This window comes from Bradyrhizobium sp. BTAi1 (assembly GCF_000015165.1).
Lineage (GTDB): Bacteria > Pseudomonadota > Alphaproteobacteria > Rhizobiales > Xanthobacteraceae > Bradyrhizobium > Bradyrhizobium denitrificans.
The window spans coordinates 6,593,692-6,610,441 of sequence record NC_009485.1 but is presented as its reverse complement, the minus strand read 5'-3'; the positions used below and the strand labels follow the sequence as shown (position 1 = coordinate 6,610,441).

Sequence of the window (16,750 nt, the reverse complement as noted above, 5' to 3'; positions counted from 1 at the left end):
GCGCAACTTGCCGGCGGCAGAGATCAAGCCGCTTGGAAGCGTCCGGTTGCGGTTCCATTGTGAGGTAATGGAACCCGATTGCCCCGCAGGATGCGGGACCAAGGTCTCAGGATGACGATGATCAGGTTGGATTTGACGGGACTGAAATGCCCGCTGCCGGTTCTCAAGACGCGCAAGGCGCTGCAGTCGCTCGCCGCAGGAGAGCGGCTCGAAATCTGCTGTACCGATCCACTGGCCGTGATCGACATTCCCAACCTGATTCGCGAAACCGGCGATCGGATCGAGCTGCTCGCGCGCAGCGACAGCCATGTTGTGTTCTTGGTCGAGAAGGCGGCGGTTCCTGGATGACGTTCGTCGGCACCGGCAGACGCTCCGACCACCTACTAAGTAGTCTTCGACTGATCCAGGAATGTCGAAGTCAAGTGGGTAGGCTGCTTCCTATCGTCGCATCGGTGCCAAGGCGCGCTCATAACAATGCCGCGTTCTCAGTCCAGGCTTGCGCGATTGCCGTGAGGCAAGGGAAGGTTGTCTGCCGTTCACTTTTTCTGAGCAACAGCGCGCGCGGTGAGATCAGCCGACCCGTTGCCGCCGGCTGCGTTAGTTGATGAACGCTCGACGACGCTTGCCGGTCTTGCAAGCAGTCCAAGTTAATTTTGACTGCAGCCGAAAGTGGCGATGACTTCAGATGCACGTGATTTTGTGTGTCTATTAGCAGCATCGGCGTGCTGCATTGCAGTCATCCACGGCGTTTGCCGAACTATTACCATTTTACTATCGACAATTTGCCCGGATTCTGCACCAATTGGGGCGCTTCCGCGGAGGTTGCGGAAGATGAGCCCTGCCCGCTCGGGGGCGGCCTAGGTAGAACCGCGGCGTAATCATGATGAGGGCATAACTCCGTGGGTGGGGTGTTATGCGCTTGGAACCAGTTCTGAACATTTGTGCGTTGCGGAAATGCTCTGATACGTCAATAGCGGGCGGGGTGAGTGAGCGTATTGATTCTGATCAAGGGGACAGAACATGACGTTGTTGCGTTGGGCGGGAGTCCGTAGGGGAGGAATGCATGGCGAGTGTTGAAAGCGCGGGAGCGCTGCCGAGCGCACAAGCAGGGATCTTCGATCGTGAGCACACGGTCGCCAAAGCGGGTTTCAATCGCTGGCTGGTTCCGCCGGCTGCGCTGTGTATCCATCTCTGCATTGGTATGGCCTACGGCTTTTCGGTGTTCTGGCTGCCGCTGTCGCGCGCGATCGGCGTGACCCAGAGTCAGGCCTGCCCGGACATGACGCTGGTGCAGGAGCTGTTCACCACCAGTTGCGATTGGAAAGTCGCGAGCCTGGGCTGGATGTACACGCTGTTCTTCGTGCTGCTGGGCGGTTCCGCCGCCGTCTGGGGCGGCTGGCTCGAGCGGGCCGGACCGCGCAAGGCCGGCGCCGTTGCAGCCTGCTGCTGGGGCGGCGGTCTGCTGATCGCGGCGTTCGGCGTCTATGTGCATCAGCTTTGGATCACCTGGATTGGCGCCGGCGTGATCGGCGGCATCGGCCTCGGTCTCGGCTACATCTCGCCGGTTTCGACCCTGGTGAAATGGTTCCCGGACCGTCGCGGCATGGCGACCGGCATGGCCATCATGGGCTTCGGCGGCGGTGCAATGATCGGCGCTCCGCTGGCCAACCTGCTGATGAACTACTTCAAGACCCCGACCTCGGTCGGCGTCTGGGAGACCTTCGTCACCATGGGCGTGATCTATTTCGTGTTCATGATGATCGGCGCCTTCGCCTATCGCGTGGCCCCTGTCGGCTGGCAGCCCGAAGGCTGGACGCCGCCTACGGTCAAGAAGGCGATGATCTCGGAGCATCATGTGCATTTGGACAACGCGCACAAGACGCCGCAATTCTGGCTGGTCTGGTGGGTGCTCTGCCTGAACGTCTCGGCGGGCATCGGTGTGATCGGTATGGCTTCGCCGATGCTTCAGGAGATCTTCGCCGGCAAGCTGATCGGGCTGCCTGACGTCAGCTTCAACCAGCTCGATGCCGCGCAGAAGGCAACCGTCGCGGGCATCGCGGCAGGATTTGCCGGCTTGCTCTCGCTGTTCAACATCGGTGGTCGCTTCTTCTGGGCGTCGATGTCGGACCATATCGGTCGCAAGGCCACCTATTACTGCTTCTTCCTGATCGGCATCGTGCTCTATGCGCTGGCGCCGACCTTCGCGGCGATGGGGTCGAAACTGCTGTTCGTTGGCGCCTTCGCCATCATCCTCTCGATGTATGGCGGCGGCTTCGCGACGGTGCCGGCCTATCTCGCCGACCTGTTCGGAACCCAGTTTGTGGGTGCCATCCATGGCCGTCTGCTGACGGCATGGGCGACCGCGGGCATCATCGGTCCGGTGGTGGTGAACTACATCCGCGAGTTCCAGCTTGCCGCGGGCGTGCCGCGCGACCAGCTCTATAACTCCACGATGTACATCCTCTGCGCCATGCTGCTCGCTGGCCTGATCTGCAACTTCCTGATCAAGCCGGTCGATCACAAATGGAACATGAGCCCCGACGAGGTCGCTCGCTACCAGGCTGAACTCGCCAGGAACGAGTCGGCGATCCAGCACGGATCGTTCGGCATCGGCAGGGGCGGGCTCGACGCCAAGTCGGCGCTATTCTGGGCCTTTGTCGGCGTGCCGCTGGCGTGGGGTGTCTGGAAGACGCTGGAAAGCGCCGTCAAGATCTTCTGAGCGGATAGGTATCTCAGCCAAGCGGGGCGGCCGGTGAGGCCGCCCTTTTTTTTGCGGCCATGGATCCGCCTCGACCGGACCGGTTGCGCAGCCAATCAGGATTGGCAGGCTGGTATTCCGGGCGCTGTGGCAAGCCACGCGTTCAGTTCCGCCATCGCTTGCGCCACCATGGCCTGGGCGGGCTGGTCGAGCTCGGTCAATGGCAGGCGAACGTGCGGCATAGCCAGGCCCTGCAGGCTGAGGGCATATTTCAATGCTGCCGGCAGTTCGCGGCTGGTCGCCTCGCTCAGTTGCAGCAATTGCTGATGCAGCCGTCGCGCTGTGCGCCAGCGGCCGCGCCGGCAGCTCTCGAGGAGGGCATTGCAGAGCTGCGGTGCGATATTTGCTGCCAGCGAGAAACAGCCATCGCCGCCCGCGGCGGCGTAAGCCAGCGCCGTGAGGTCATCGCCCAGCAAACGGAAGCCCAGGGGGACGCGCGCGCGCAGATGCACGACACGCGCGATGTCGCCGGTGCTGTCGCGCAGGCCGATGAATTGCGCCCACTGTGCCAGGCGGATCAGCGTCTCGTCCGGCAGTCCGCGTCCCGTGCGCGCCGGACAATCATGCAGGATGATCGGCAGGGCCGTCGCGTCGCCGACCGCGCGGAAATGCGCGTAGATCCCCTCCGCGGTCGGCCGGTTATAATAGGGGACCACCGACATGATTGCGTCGGCGCCCGCGGCGGCCGCCTGCCGCGTGTTCTGCACCGCCTGCAGCGTCGAATTGGATCCGGCACCGGCGATGACGTGGATCCGGTTGCAGGCCACGGTCACGGCCGTGCGGATCACGGCCTCGCGCTCGGCTGCAGTGAGCGTGGACGCTTCGCCCGCGGTCTCGCAGACCAGGATCGCGCTCGCGCCGGCCTCGATCTGCCGCTCGCACAATCTGGCGAGGGCTGCGATGTCCAACGCCCCGCTCCGATCGAACGGCGTCGGGATATCGGCGATCGCGCCGGCGAGCCATCCGCGCGCCGCTTCGCGCTGCATAGGGGCGGCTGCGGTCATGCGACCGGTCGCCTGCCGTTGCCGAGCAGCAGACCGATGGGCGCGAGGCGTCCGTTGGTGTCGAGCTCGATCGTTCGCGACAACTCGACGATCGTCTCCGGATGATGACCGTTTTCGAACAGCGCATATTTGATCGCCTCGGCGCGGCTGACGAACAGGCCGCCATAAAGTCCGGCCTGCTCCTGCACGACCCATTGGCCGCGGCTGTTGCGGCCGATCAGGACGAGCGCCGCAGCAGACTTGCGGCACGAGGGAGGTTCGACGAGCTTCATGGCGGTGGTCCTTCCGGTTGGTGCCCGCAGCCCTGTGAGATGATGATGGCGGGGCGTTGATCGATGATCGGGATGCAGGGATAGGAATGCGAGACGGCGGGGCGCACGGCGGCATAGCCGCGGCGTAAACGGCTCTAGGATCCCGCGACTTGGTTGAACGCCATGACGGCGCAATAGAGCGCGAGGTACCCGATCAGCTCGTCCCAATGATTGAGGCCGGCGGTGAAGACGCGCTCGCGGCGCAGGATAGCGAGCACGGCGCAGAGAATGACGGTCATCCACAGCAGCGCTGCCAGGCTGCGGCCGAAGCCGATGCTGCCGAACGTCGCGAACAGCGTGAGGATCGCTGTTCGCAGGCCGAAGCGAAGCAGCACCCTGGCAGGGGACAGCGCGGCGAACTTGTCAGCCGAGAGCATCATCGCTGCGCTCGCGCGATCTCAGAAATGATCACAGCAGAGCAGGTTCGTGAGCGCCGGCTCGGCCGAGCGCTGACCCTGCGTGGGTCCCAGGCCCGGGGCCAGACGACGCGCCTCGGCCGCGGCATGGAGAATGGCGAGTGCGAGATCGGCGTGCCTGGCCTCGGCGCAATGGTCGAGCCAGTCGGGCAGCTCGCGTCGCTGCGACAGCGCGCAGTGCCATTCGCCGTCATCATAGGCGAGCCGGCGCAGGTGCCATCGCGGCAATTGCAGGGCGATCAGCTCGAGCGCGGCATCGATCCGCGCCTCCGCCCGCATCAAATGGTCGATGCGGGCCCGGCGTCGCCCGCGCGCGGACAGCGGCGAGGCGCCGTCATCGTCGCCGAGAAGGTCCGTCAGCAGCTTCTCCGCCTCCTGCGCGACGTGCGGCGGTGCGGGGACATCCAGGGTGATCGGGACCGGCATGCTGTTGCTCCATGGTCAGTGGATTGCGGCGCGAGATCGGCCGCACGGAGCATCTGGCGGCAGACGCCGTAGGAATGCGAGAGGGGGCGGGCAGGGCAGAAATAGGCGCCGCATAAACGCGCCTCGGCCCGCCGGCCAATTCCTATGCGCCGGCCGCTGCCGCCGCGCGCTTTTGGCCGGGCTGCGCCGCGGTCTTTATGGGATTCCTATAATGTTGCAGCGGGCGCTGTCTCGAAAACCTATGGATCCGGGTGCCATCTGGCCGGGTGGGACGGACCGTGTCGGCCCCGGCGCTGCTCTGTCCGCTCCACGCGCTGCGCGCATCCGACGCGCATGAGGAGCAAACCATGCTGGACATCCTGATGCTGGCGCTGGCCGCCGGCTTCTTCGCTTTGGCGATCGGCTACACCTATGCCTGCGAGCGGCTCTAGGAGACGCACCATGATCTTCGACTATTCGCTCGCCGGCGTCGTGTCGCTCGGCCTTCTGATCTATCTCACCTACGCGCTGCTGCGGCCCGAGCGGTTCTGACCGCCGTCCATCGCACCTTCAAGGACAATTCCCATGACCGTGATCGGCTGGATCCAGATCCTGCTTTATTGCGCCGTCGTCGTCGCGCTTGCCAAGCCGCTCGGCTGGTACATGACGCGCGTCTTCAATGGCGAGCGCACCTTTCTCTCGCTCGTGTTGCGGCCGCTCGAAACCTCGATCTACTGGATCGGCGGTGTCGATGAACGGCGCGAACAGCATTGGCTGACCTATACGGTGGCGATGCTGCTGTTTCACGTCGGCGGCTTCCTAGTCATCTACGCCGTGATGCGGCTGCAGGCCGTGCTGCCGTTCAATCCGGCCGGCCAGTCCGCCGTCGCGGAGGACCTGTCGTTCAACACCGCGATCAGCTTCCTGACCAACACCAATTGGCAGAACTACGGCGGCGAGAGCACGCTCTCTTATCTCGTGCAGATGCTCGGCCTGACGCACCAGAACTTCCTGTCGGCCGCGACCGGCATCGTGCTGGCGATCGCGCTGATCCGCGGCTTCGCCCGGGCCTCGGCGCGCACCGTCGGCAATTTCTGGGTCGACGTCGTCAGGTGCACGCTCTACATCCTGCTGCCGCTGTGCATCGTCTATACGCTGGTCCTGGTCTGGCAGGGCATCCCGCAGACGCTCGGGCCCTATGTCGAGGCGACGACGCTCGAAGGCGCCAAGCAGACCATCGCGGTCGGCCCGGTGGCCTCGCAGGTCGCGATCAAGATGCTCGGCACCAATGGCGGCGGCTTCTTCAACGCCAACGCCGCGCATCCGTTCGAGAACCCGACCGCGCTGTCGAACTTCATCCAGATGATCTCGATCTTCGCGCTCGGCGCTGCGCTGACCAACGTGTTCGGCCGCATGGTCGGCAATCAGCGCCAGGGCTGGGCGATCCTCGCGGTAATGGGCGTGCTGTTCATCGCCGGCGTCGCCGTCACCTATTGGGCGGAAGCAAGCGGCACCGATGTGCTGAACGCGCTCGGCCTGACCGGCGGCAACATGGAGGGCAAGGAGGTCCGCTTCGGCATCGTTGCGTCCGCGCTGTTCGCCGTGATCACCACGGCCGCGTCCTGCGGCGCCGTTAATGCCATGCATGACAGCTTCACCGCGCTCGGCGGCATGATTCCGCTGATCAACATGCAGCTCGGCGAGATCATCATCGGCGGCGTCGGCGCCGGCCTCTACGGCATGCTGCTGTTCGTCGTGCTCGCGATCTTCGTCGCCGGACTGATGGTCGGGCGCACGCCGGAATATGTCGGCAAGAAGATCGAGGCCCGCGAGGTCAAGATGGCGATGTTGGCGATCCTGGTGCTGCCGCTGATGTATCTCGGCTGGACCGCGGTCGCCGTGGTGCTGCCGTCGGCTGTCGCCTCGATGGCCAATGCCGGACCGCATGGCTTCACCGAGGTGCTCTACGCCTTCACCTCGGCGACCGCCAACAACGGCTCGGCGTTCGGCGGCCTCACCGGCAACACCTTCTTCTACAACCTGACGCTCGCCAGCTCGATGTTCGTCGGCCGCTTCTTCATGATCATCCCGGCGATGGCGATCGCCGGCTCGCTCGCCGAGAAGAAGTCGATCCCGCCCTCGGCCGGCACCCTGCCGACCACCGGCGGATTGTTCGTCGGCCTCGTCGTCGGCGTCATCCTGATCATCGGCGGCCTCACCTTCTTCCCCGCACTCGCCTTGGGTCCGATCGTCGAGCATCTCGCGATGACCGCCGGCACCGTGTTCTGATCTCGGAGCAATCTCCATGGAAACCGTCAAACTGCAGAAGCGCTCGTCGATGTCGACGATGCTCGATGCGAAGATCGTGCTGCCCGCCATCAAGGCCGCTTTCGTCAAGCTCGATCCGCGGCTGATGATCAAGAACCCCGTGATGTTCGTGGTCGAGATCGTCGCCGCGCTCACCACCGTCATCTTCCTGCGCGATGTCGTGACCGGCGGCGCGAATCTCGGCTTCACCTTCCAGATCATCCTCTGGCTGTGGTTCACCGTGCTGTTCGCGAATTTCGCCGAGGCCGTCGCCGAAGGCCGCGGCAAGGCGCAGGCGGATTCGCTGCGCAAGACCCGCACCGAGAGCCAGGCCAAGCTGCTGACCGGGACGAGCCCGGCGGATCACACCTACCGGCTCGTTGCGGGCACCAGCCTGAAGGTCGGCGACATCGTGCTGGTCGAGGCCGGCGACACGATCCCGTCCGACGGCGAGGTGATCGAAGGCGTCGCCTCGGTCAACGAGGCGGCCATCACCGGCGAGTCCGCGCCTGTCATCCGCGAATCCGGCGGCGACCGCTCGGCGGTGACCGGCGGCACCCAGGTGCTGTCGGACTGGATCCGCGTGCGCATCACGGCCGCGCAGGGCTCGACCTTCATCGACCGCATGATCAAGCTGGTCGAGGGTGCCGAGCGGCAGAAAACGCCGAACGAGATCGCGCTGAACATCCTGCTCGCCGGCCTCACCATCATCTTCGTGTTCGCGACGGTGACGATCCCGAGCTACGCGGCCTATGCCGGCGGCTCGATCTCGGTGGTCGTGCTGGTGGCGCTGTTCGTGACCCTGATCCCGACCACGATCGGCGCACTGTTGTCGGCGATCGGCATCGCCGGCATGGACCGCCTGGTGCGCTTCAACGTGCTGGCGATGTCCGGCCGCGCCGTCGAGGCCGCCGGCGACGTCGACACCCTGCTGCTCGACAAGACCGGCACCATCACGCTCGGCAACCGCCAGGCCACCGCGTTCCGTCCGGTCCGCGGCGTCAGCGAGCAGGAGCTTGCCGATGCGGCGCAACTCGCCTCGCTCGCCGACGAGACGCCGGAGGGCCGTTCGATCGTCGTGCTGGCCAAGGAGAAATACGGCATCCGCGGCCGTGATATGGCCGAGCTCGGCGCCACCTTCGTTCCGTTCACGGCGCAGACCCGCATGAGCGGCGTCGATGCCGGCGGCTCTTCGGTGCGCAAGGGCGCGGTCGATGCGATCCTCAATTATATCAGCGGCGGCACGACCCAGGTCGCGTCAGGTAACACGATGCGCGCGATCCAGCCCATGGAAAGCGAGCTGGCCCGTGAGACCAGAGCGATCGCCGATGAGATCGCCAAGTCCGGCGGCACGCCGCTGGCGGTGGCCAAGGACGGCCGGCTGCTCGGCGTCATCCAGCTGAAGGACATCGTCAAGGGCGGCATCCGCGAGCGCTTCGCCGAGCTGCGCCGCATGGGCATCCGCACCATCATGATCACCGGCGACAATCCGATGACCGCGGCTGCGATCGCCGCCGAGGCCGGCGTCGACGATTTCCTGGCTCAGGCGACGCCGGAGGACAAGCTCCGGCTGATCCGCGACGAACAGGCCAAGGGCAAGCTGGTCGCGATGTGCGGCGACGGCACCAACGACGCGCCGGCGCTGGCGCAGGCGGATGTCGGCGTCGCCATGAACACCGGCACGCAGGCGGCGCGCGAGGCCGGCAACATGGTCGACCTCGACTCCAACCCGACCAAGCTGATCGAGGTCGTGGAGATCGGCAAGCAGCTGCTGATGACGCGCGGTGCACTGACCACGTTCTCGATCGCCAATGACGTCGCCAAGTACTTTGCGATCATCCCGGCGATGTTCCTGGCGTTCTACCCGCAGCTCAACGTGCTGAACGTCATGAATCTCGCCAGCCCGCAGAGCGCGATCCTCTCGGCGATCATCTTCAACGCGCTGATCATCATCGCGCTGATCCCGCTGGCGCTGAAAGGCGTTGCCTACCGCGCTATCGGCGCCGGCGCGCTGCTCGGCCGCAACCTGCTGATCTACGGCCTCGGCGGCATCATCATCCCGTTCATCGGCATCAAGGCGATCGACCTGATCGTGACCGCCTTGCATCTGGCTTAAGCCCTCACCGCCGTCATTGCGAGCGAGGCAACCCAGGACTGTCCCGGGCCACGCGACTCTGGATTGCTTCGTCGCTTTGCTCCTCGCAATGACGGCAGAGATACAGGAGACCTCCCATGCTCAAAGAAGTTCGTCCCGCCATTCTCGTCATGCTTGCGCTGACCTTGATCACCGGGCTGCTCTATCCGCTCGCCATGACCGTCGTCGCGGGCACCATCTTTCCTGCTCAGGCCGAAGGCAGCCTGATCACGCGCAGCGGCCAGGTGATCGGCTCGGCGCTGATCGGCCAGGAGTTCAAGGACGACAAATATTTCCACGGCCGGCTGTCGGCGACGACGGCCGCCGACCCCAACGATTCGACCAAGACGGTGCCGGCCCCCTACAACGCGGCCAACTCGTCGGGCTCGAACCTTGGACCCACCAGCAAGGCGCTGGCCGACCGCCTGAAGGAGGAGGTCGACAAGCTCAAGGCGGAAAACCCGGGGCAGCCGGTGCCGGTCGACCTGGTGACGACCTCGGCCAGCGGGCTCGATCCGGACATCTCGCCGGAGGCGGCGCTGTTCCAGGTGCCGCGGGTGGCCAAGGCCCGCGGTGTGCCGGAGGCCAGCATCCGGACCCTGGTCGCGCAGCAGGTCAAGGGGCGGTTGCTGGGGCTGCTCGGCGAACCCCGCGTTAACGTGCTTGCGCTCAATCTGGCGCTGGATGCTGCCAAGCTGCAATGAGGTCCGCGCGGGCCTCGGCCTTGGCGCCGAGGTCTCTCCGCTTATAATGCCGCATGGCCAGTCAACGCCGCGATCCTGACCAACGTCCCTCGCCGGAAGCCCTGCTCGAAGCAGCCCGGCGGGAGGACAGTCCTGCCGGCAAGCTCAAGATTTTCGTCGGCGCCGCCCCCGGCGTCGGCAAGACCTATGAGATGCTGTCGAGCGCGCATGCCAAGCTGAAGGCCGGCATCGACGTCGTCATCGGCTTTGTCGAGACCCATGGCCGCGCCGAGACCGAGGCGCTGGTGCGTGGCCTCGAAGTGATCCCCCGCAAGCGCATCGTCTACAGGGACCAGGTCATCGAGGAGATGGACCTGGACGCCGTGATCGCGCGGCGGCCGAAGCTCGCGATCGTCGACGAGCTGGCCCATACCAACGCCGCCGGCAGCCGGCATCCGAAGCGCTATCTCGACGTCGAGGAACTGCTGTCGCACGGCGTCGACGTCTACACCGCCGTCAACGTCCAGCACATCGAGAGCCTCAACGACGTCGTCGCGCAGATCACCCATGTGCGGGTGCGCGAGACCGTGCCCGATTCGATCCTCGACCGCGCCGATGCGATCGAGTTGATCGACCTCACGCCCGACGATCTGATCCAGCGGCTGAAGGAGGGCAAGGTCTATGTGCCCAAACAGGCCGAGCGCGCGCTGGAGCATTATTTCTCGCCCGGCAACCTGACCGCGTTGCGTGAGCTGGCGCTGCGCCGGACCGCCGAGCGCGTCGACGAGCAGCTGCTCAACCATATGCAGGCGAACGCCATCGCCGGACCCTGGGCGGCGGGCGAGCGCATCCTCGTCTGCGTCTCCGAGGATCCGCGTGCCGCCGGCCTGGTGCGCTACACCAAGCGGCTCGCCGATCGCGTCCATGCTCCGTGGACCGCGGTCACGATCGAGACGCGGCGCAACCTCCAGCTCTCGGACAAGCAGCGTGATCGCCTCGCCGATACGCTGCGGCTGGCCGAGACGCTGGGCGGCGAGGCGCTGACGATCCCCGGCGTCGGCCGCCGCATCGCCGACGATCTCATCGGCTTCGCGCAGGCCAACAACGTCACCCAGATCATCATCGGCAAGTCGCAGCGCTCGCGCCTGTTCGAGATCATCAGGGGATCGGTGGTGCATGATCTGGTGCGACGTGCCGGCAACATCAGTATTCACGTCATTCCCGGCGAGGAGTCGACCGAGCTCGCGAGCCCGTCCGTCCAGATGCGCGCTCGCAGCGAGCCGATGCGGCCAAAGCCCTATGTGATGGCGCTGCTGATCACGGCGGCGGGCCTCGGCCTCGCCGAACTGATCCAGCCGTTCTTCGGCATCGAGAATGTCGACCTCGTCTTCCTCACCGCGGTGGTCGGCGTCGCCGCGCGCTACGGCCTGTGGCCGTCGCTGCTGGCGAGCGTCGTCGCCTCGCTGTGCTACAATTTCTTCTTTCTGCCGCCGCTCTATACGTTCACGATCACCGATCCGACCAACGTGGCGGCGTTCTTCTTCTTCATGTTGATCGCGCTGCTGGTGTCCAACGTCGCAGCCCGGGTGCGCGTGCAGGCTGACACGGCGACCCAGCGCATCCGCACCACCGAACAGCTCTACGCGTTCAGCCGCAAGCTGGCAGGCACGGCGACGCTCGACGACGTGTTGTGGGCGACTGCCTATCAGGCGGCTTTGATGTTGAAGGTCCGGGTCGTGCTGCTGCTGCCACAGGACGGCAAGCTCACCGTGATGGCCGGCTATCCGCCGGAGGATCAGCTCGACGACGCCGACCTCGCCGCGGCCAGCTGGGCCTGGAGCAACGACCGCGTCGCCGGCCGCGGCTCCGACACGCTGCCCGGCGCCAAGCGCCTGTTCCTGCCGATGCGCACCGGGCGCGGTTCGATCGGGGTCATCGGCATCGATGACGACCGCACCGGCCCGCTGCTGACGCCCGATCAGCGCCGGCTGCTCGACGCGCTGGTCGACCAGGGCGCGCTCGCGATCGAGCGCGTGCTGCTGGTCGAGGACATGGACAAGGTCAAGCGCACGATGGAGCAGGACCGGTTGCGCTCGGCGCTGCTGACCTCGATCTCCCATGATCTGAAGACGCCGCTCGCCTCCGTGCTCGGCGCCGCCTCGACGATGCGCGATCTCGCGACCCGGCTGTCGGACCGGGAGAAGCTCGATCTGCTCGCGACCGTGATCGATGAATCCGAGCGGCTCAACCGCTTCATCGCCAACCTGCTCGACATGACCAAGCTCGAATCTGGCGCGATCAAGCCGAACACCGCCCTGCACGATCTCAGCGAAATTGTCGGCAGCGCGCTACGGCGCGCGAGCAAGATCCTTGCCGGTCACCGGGTGTCGCTCGATCTGGCCGCTGATCTGCCGATGGTCGAGGTCGATGCGGTGCTGTTCGAGCAGGTCCTGTTCAATCTGCTCGACAACGCCGCAAAATATGCGCCTGCCGACACGTCGATTGCGATCCGTGCTGCGCGCGATGGCAACTGGGTCGTGCTGGACGTCCGTGACGAAGGCGACGGCATTCCCGCCGCCGAGATCGAGCACGTGTTCGACAAGTTCTATCGGGTGCAGAAGGGCGACCAGGTGCGCCCCGGGACGGGGCTGGGGCTTGCGATCTCGCGTGGCTTCATCGAGGCGATGCATGGCCGCATCTTCGCCGGCAACCGCACCGATCGGCGCGGCGCGATCCTCACCATCCGCCTGCCGGTGCCGGCGCAGGCCAAACCGCTGGATACGGCCGCATGACAGGCGCTCCCATCAAGGTGCTGGCCATCGACGACGAGCCGCCGATCCGCAAGCTCTTGCGGATGGGACTGGCGACGCAGGGCTACGAGATCCTGGAGGCCCCGAGCGGCAAGGTCGCGCTCGAAAAGCTCGCCGAGGGGCCGGCTTTGATCATCCTCGATCTCGGCCTGCCCGACATCGACGGCCACGAACTCCTGCGCACCATCCGGTCGCGCAACGAGAGCATTCCGATCGTGGTGCTGTCGAGCCGCGGCGACGAGGCGGGGAAGGTGAAGGCGCTGGATCTCGGCGCAGACGACTACATCACCAAGCCGTTCGGCATGGAGGAGCTGCTGGCGCGGCTGCGCGCGGCTCTGCGGCATCAGTTGCAGGTGCAGGGCGAGCGCCCGGTGTTTCGCACGGGTGATCTCTCGGTCGACCTCGTCCGCCGCATCGTCAAGGTCGGCGAGCGCGAGATCAAGCTGTCGCCGAAGGAATATGATCTGCTGCGCGTGCTGGTGCAGCATGCCGGCAAGGTGCTGACGCATCGCTTCCTGCTCAAGGAGCTCTGGGATGAGCTGACTGACGCCCAATATCTCCGCGTCTATGTGCGCCAGCTGCGTCAGAAGATCGAGGCCGATCCCGAGCGGCCGCAATTCGTGCTGACCGAGACCGGCATCGGCTATCGCCTGCGCGCGCCGGATTAGCAACTCTTCCTGCCGGCTGTTCCGCGATATCGGAACCTTCGCCGCGTGTGTTGATTGCTGTGCTGTCACAAGGAGACCATCATCATGGCACGAACAGCAGGCAAATATTCGAAGGGCGCGTCCCGCGACGTCGAGCGCGCGATGAAGAAGCGCAAGGCCGGCACGTTGAAGAGCGGCGGCTCCGGCCGCAAGGTGAAGAGCCGAAGGCAGGCGATCGCCATCGGCCTGTCGGAGGCGCGCCGCGAAGGCAAGAAGGTGCCGCCGGAGAAGAGCGCGCGGTCGGCGGCGAAGAAGACCGCCAAGACGGCGTCGAAGACATCGCGCAAGAAGACCGCGAAGAAGACCAGCCGGAAAACGACGAAGAAGACTTCATCGAAGAAGGGCTGAGACCGGAGCCTCATGGTTCGAGACGCGCCGCCCTCGGCACGGTTCGCTGGATTATCTCATAGGCGCGGCGCTCCTCACCATGAGGGTCCGGCTCCGAAACCGCAGCTGCAATGACCATGACGAGCCTCCTTGTGGGAGGCCGCGGGCCTGCTGCGAGCCTGGATGTGAGAAGAGGTGAGATCGCAGCGAGAGCTCAGACCCTCATGGTGAGGAGCGCCGAGCTCCCGTGCTACCAAGGTATAGAGACCCAAGACGGCGCGTCTCGAACCATGAGGCCCCGATCTGCAGGCGTGGAGTTGCATCGCGGAGCCCGGATGAGCGCAGCGATATCCGGGATCAACGGTCTAGTTCGTGAGACCCCGGATATCGCTGCGCCCATCCGGGCTTCTGTAACGGGCCTTGGTTTGTCAATCCCAATTCTGCATGTCCTCTCGCCGGGCCCTTGCTTCTGTACGGGGTCGGCGCATGGCCGCCACCTGTTGGGCTGCGTAAGAGGGAACCGGCCGGCCAATCTACGGAGAGCGTGGTTTTGAACCGACTGCCCGGATGGCGGCCTGACCGGATCCATCGTCCCGGCGAAGGGACCCTGCTCGGGGAGAGCCTGGTGTCGTGGCCCGCCCAGAACTCGATCGATGCTCCCCTAGGTCGCGGCAGCCTTGGCCGCGGGGTTGAACGGCATGTTGTCGGCGAGCATGCGGTGAAGGATCACGGCAAGCTTGCGCGCCAGAGCCACCTTGGCTTTGCGCGGGCCGGCGCGCCTGGCGACCCGCATCGCCCAGCTCTTCAGCTGTGAGCAGTTCTTGACCGGCTTGGTCAGCATGATGTGCGCCGCCTGATAGAGCGCCTCGCGCACCGACGCATCGCCGACCTTCGTGATGCGGCCGCTATAGTCGGTCTCGCCGGACTGGTACCGTCTCGGCGTGAGGCCAAAATGCGCGCCTGTCGCCTTGGAGGATCGGAAGCGCTTGGGGTCGTCGATTGCGAACATGTAGGTCAGCGCGACGATCGGGCCGACGGCCGGCGTGGTCATCAACAGCTTGGCCTGCGGATGCGCCTTCGCGAGCTGTTGCACCTGCTTGTCCAGCTTCTTGAACTCGCGCAGCAGCACCGTATGAGCCTCGAGCAGCGCCTGCACGACCAGCGTCAGTCCCGAATGGCCAGCCACCAGCGCCTCGATTCGCGTCGCGAAGCTGCGATCGGTGGTCTTGCCGACCTTCAAGCCGAAGCCCCGTAGCACGCCGCGCAAACAGTTCTCGACGTCGTGCAGCTTCGATTGCAGCAGCTTGCGTGCCGTAAGAACCGCACGCATCTCCTGCGCCTCGATCGATTTGCAATGAACCGGACGGAACCAGCCAAGCCGCATCAGCTGGGCAATACCCCTTGCATCGTTGCGGTCGGACTTCACCGACATCGCCCTGAAGGCGTCACGCACGTGCCGCGTCTCCAGCAGTTCGACCCGCTGACCCGCCTCCTGCATCGCCGCATACAGCCATTGCGACAGCGGCCCTGCCTCCAGACCGATCCGCTCAACCTCGATGCCGAACTGCTTGAACCAGCCGATCAAGACTGCCGGCTCACTCTCGACTGCCGCTTCCCGAACGATCTTGCCCGCCCCATCGACAATGCAGACCGCCGAGGATTTCAAAGACACGTCAATTCCGGCATAGTGGTTCATGGTCGTCCCCTAATGATGCGAGGAGCGGGCTTGCCCGACTCCGTTGAACACCATCAATTTGAGGGACGACCACCTTTCCGCCAACCGGGCGGCACGCGAACGCGCTCCCAAATAGCGCAGGAGTGAGCGTGCCGCTCGGGTGGTCGGCCCGTTACCCCATCTACGGCCTTCGTCAGCCTCGTCACCCCGCCTTCCTCTGCCGCGCCGCCGAGCGATGCGCCTTCTTCGCGGCGCGGCGCTGCGGGCTCGGCCGCCGCGCTGGGGCGCGCGTCCCCTTGGGGCCGCTCTTGCCCTTGAGACTCTGCTTCAGCGCGTCCATCAGGCTGACGACATTGTCCGAGCGCTGCTCCGGCTCCGGCAGCTTGATCGGCTTGCCCGCGGCCTTGCGCTTTACCAGCGTCTTCAGCGCGGTCTCATACTGGTCCTTGAACTCCGACGGGTCGAAATGCGCCGCCTTGGTCTGCAGGATGTGGCTGGCCAGTTCGATCATGTCCTTGGTGATCCGGGGCGACTTGATGTCGTCGAAGAACTCGGCTTCGTCGCGCAGCTCATAGGGAAAACGCAGGGTGGTGCCGAGCAGGCCCTTGCCCATCGGCTCGATAGCGATAACGTGCTCGCGATGCGTCAGCACGATGCGCGCCAGGGCGATGCGGTCCCGGTCCTTCATGGCGTCGCGGATCACGGCGAAAGCGTCGAGCGCGGCCTTGCCGTCAGGGGCGATGTAATAGGGGTGGTTGAGATAGCGCTGGTCGATCTCCTCGCGCGGCACGAAGCTGTCGATGTCGATGGTGTGGTTGCTCTCGATCCGCACCGCCTCCAGCTCCTCGGGCTCGATCTCGACATACTGGCCCTTGGCCAGCTCGTAGCCGCGGCCCTTCTGCTCGCCCTCGACGATGTCGCCGGTCTCGGCATCCACCATCTGCTGTTTCAGCCGGTTGCCGGTCTCGCGGTTGATCAGGTGAAAGCGCGTCTTCTCCACCGAGGTCGACGCCGGATAGAGCACGACGGGACAGCTGACGAGCGAAAGTTTGAGCGAGCCTTTCCAATAGGCGCGGGGGGCCATCGTGGTCTCCGTGAGCGATGAGGACGTGGCGGCAACGGGCGAGCATCCATCGCGGTTCCCTCCGAGGAATGGCTGCGGCAATGAGAGGGCCACGTCAGAAGCGCTGCTGATTTGTTGCTCCTCGTGCCC

At 65.3% G+C, this 16,750-nt stretch carries 16 protein-coding genes; 10 read left to right on the top strand and 6 right to left on the bottom strand.

The window, feature by feature from the left end; translation table 11 throughout:
* Window positions 1-111 precede the first annotated feature (111 nt).
* Together BBTA_RS29725 and BBTA_RS29720 are read left to right on the top strand one after the other, a co-directional pair.
* Window positions 112-348, top strand: a complete 237-nt coding sequence (locus BBTA_RS29725) for a sulfurtransferase TusA family protein (RefSeq protein WP_041750968.1) — start codon at window positions 112-114, stop codon at window positions 346-348.
* 715 nt (window positions 349-1,063) lie between these two features.
* Window positions 1,064-2,719, top strand: coding sequence for an OFA family MFS transporter (locus BBTA_RS29720; protein ID WP_012046206.1), 1,656 nt, complete (start codon window positions 1,064-1,066; stop codon window positions 2,717-2,719).
* 95 nt (window positions 2,720-2,814) lie between these two features.
* On the opposite strand, the gene dapA is transcribed toward BBTA_RS29720, so the two are convergent.
* The 4 genes from dapA to BBTA_RS29700 form a co-directional block, all read right to left on the bottom strand.
* Complete coding sequence (gene dapA, locus BBTA_RS29715) at window positions 2,815-3,762, bottom strand: 4-hydroxy-tetrahydrodipicolinate synthase (RefSeq protein ID WP_049795410.1); 948 nt, start codon at window positions 3,760-3,762, stop codon at window positions 2,815-2,817.
* Window positions 3,759-4,034 carry a hypothetical protein gene (locus tag BBTA_RS29710; protein ID WP_012046204.1) on the bottom strand — a complete coding sequence of 92 codons (276 nt, stop codon included), beginning with the start codon at window positions 4,032-4,034 and terminating at the stop codon, window positions 3,759-3,761. Before BBTA_RS29710 ends, dapA begins: the two co-directional genes overlap by 4 nt.
* A 134-nt stretch (window positions 4,035-4,168) precedes the next feature.
* On the bottom strand, window positions 4,169-4,453 hold the full coding sequence (locus tag BBTA_RS29705) for a hypothetical protein (RefSeq protein ID WP_012046203.1): 285 nt from the start codon (window positions 4,451-4,453) through the stop codon (window positions 4,169-4,171).
* Window positions 4,454-4,471: 18 nt separating this feature from the next.
* Window positions 4,472-4,915 (bottom strand): hypothetical protein, encoded by a 444-nt coding sequence (locus BBTA_RS29700; protein WP_012046202.1) that lies wholly within the window; start codon window positions 4,913-4,915, stop codon window positions 4,472-4,474.
* Window positions 4,916-5,193: 278 nt separating this feature from the next.
* Here BBTA_RS29700 and BBTA_RS40950 point away from each other — a divergent pair, with 278 nt between their 5' ends.
* From BBTA_RS40950 to BBTA_RS29665, 8 genes are all read left to right on the top strand, one after another.
* Window positions 5,194-5,346: a hypothetical protein gene (locus tag BBTA_RS40950; RefSeq protein ID WP_168167925.1), complete on the top strand. Its 153-nt coding sequence runs from the start codon at window positions 5,194-5,196 to the stop codon at window positions 5,344-5,346.
* A gap of 10 nt (window positions 5,347-5,356) precedes the next feature.
* The gene (locus BBTA_RS29695) at window positions 5,357-5,446 is read left to right on the top strand and encodes a K(+)-transporting ATPase subunit F (protein ID WP_012046201.1); all 90 of its coding nucleotides are present in this window, start codon (window positions 5,357-5,359) and stop codon (window positions 5,444-5,446) included.
* A gap of 33 nt (window positions 5,447-5,479) precedes the next feature.
* Window positions 5,480-7,183: a potassium-transporting ATPase subunit KdpA gene (gene kdpA / locus BBTA_RS29690; RefSeq protein ID WP_012046200.1), complete on the top strand. Its 1,704-nt coding sequence runs from the start codon at window positions 5,480-5,482 to the stop codon at window positions 7,181-7,183.
* A 16-nt stretch (window positions 7,184-7,199) separates the two neighbouring features.
* Window positions 7,200-9,317 carry a potassium-transporting ATPase subunit KdpB gene (gene kdpB / locus BBTA_RS29685; RefSeq protein ID WP_012046199.1) on the top strand — a complete coding sequence of 706 codons (2,118 nt, stop codon included), beginning with the start codon at window positions 7,200-7,202 and terminating at the stop codon, window positions 9,315-9,317.
* Window positions 9,318-9,433: 116 nt separating this feature from the next.
* Complete coding sequence (locus BBTA_RS29680; RefSeq protein WP_012046198.1) at window positions 9,434-10,039, top strand: K(+)-transporting ATPase subunit C; 606 nt, start codon at window positions 9,434-9,436, stop codon at window positions 10,037-10,039.
* 53 nt (window positions 10,040-10,092) lie between these two features.
* Window positions 10,093-12,810, top strand: a complete 2,718-nt coding sequence (locus tag BBTA_RS29675; protein WP_012046197.1) for a sensor histidine kinase KdpD — start codon at window positions 10,093-10,095, stop codon at window positions 12,808-12,810.
* On the top strand, window positions 12,807-13,496 hold the full coding sequence (locus BBTA_RS29670) for a response regulator (protein ID WP_012046196.1): 690 nt from the start codon (window positions 12,807-12,809) through the stop codon (window positions 13,494-13,496). Before BBTA_RS29675 ends, BBTA_RS29670 begins: the two co-directional genes overlap by 4 nt.
* An 84-nt stretch (window positions 13,497-13,580) precedes the next feature.
* Window positions 13,581-13,883 (top strand): DUF6496 domain-containing protein, encoded by a 303-nt coding sequence (locus BBTA_RS29665; RefSeq protein WP_012046195.1) that lies wholly within the window; start codon window positions 13,581-13,583, stop codon window positions 13,881-13,883.
* A 640-nt stretch (window positions 13,884-14,523) separates the two neighbouring features.
* Here the strand turns inward: BBTA_RS29665 and BBTA_RS29660 are convergent.
* Together BBTA_RS29660 and BBTA_RS29655 are read right to left on the bottom strand one after the other, a co-directional pair.
* Window positions 14,524-15,558, bottom strand: a complete 1,035-nt coding sequence (locus tag BBTA_RS29660) for an IS110 family transposase (protein WP_041750297.1) — start codon at window positions 15,556-15,558, stop codon at window positions 14,524-14,526.
* 181 nt (window positions 15,559-15,739) lie between these two features.
* The gene (locus BBTA_RS29655; RefSeq protein ID WP_012046194.1) at window positions 15,740-16,621 is read right to left on the bottom strand and encodes a Ku protein; all 882 of its coding nucleotides are present in this window, start codon (window positions 16,619-16,621) and stop codon (window positions 15,740-15,742) included.
* Between the last annotated feature and the right edge of the window lie 129 nt (window positions 16,622-16,750).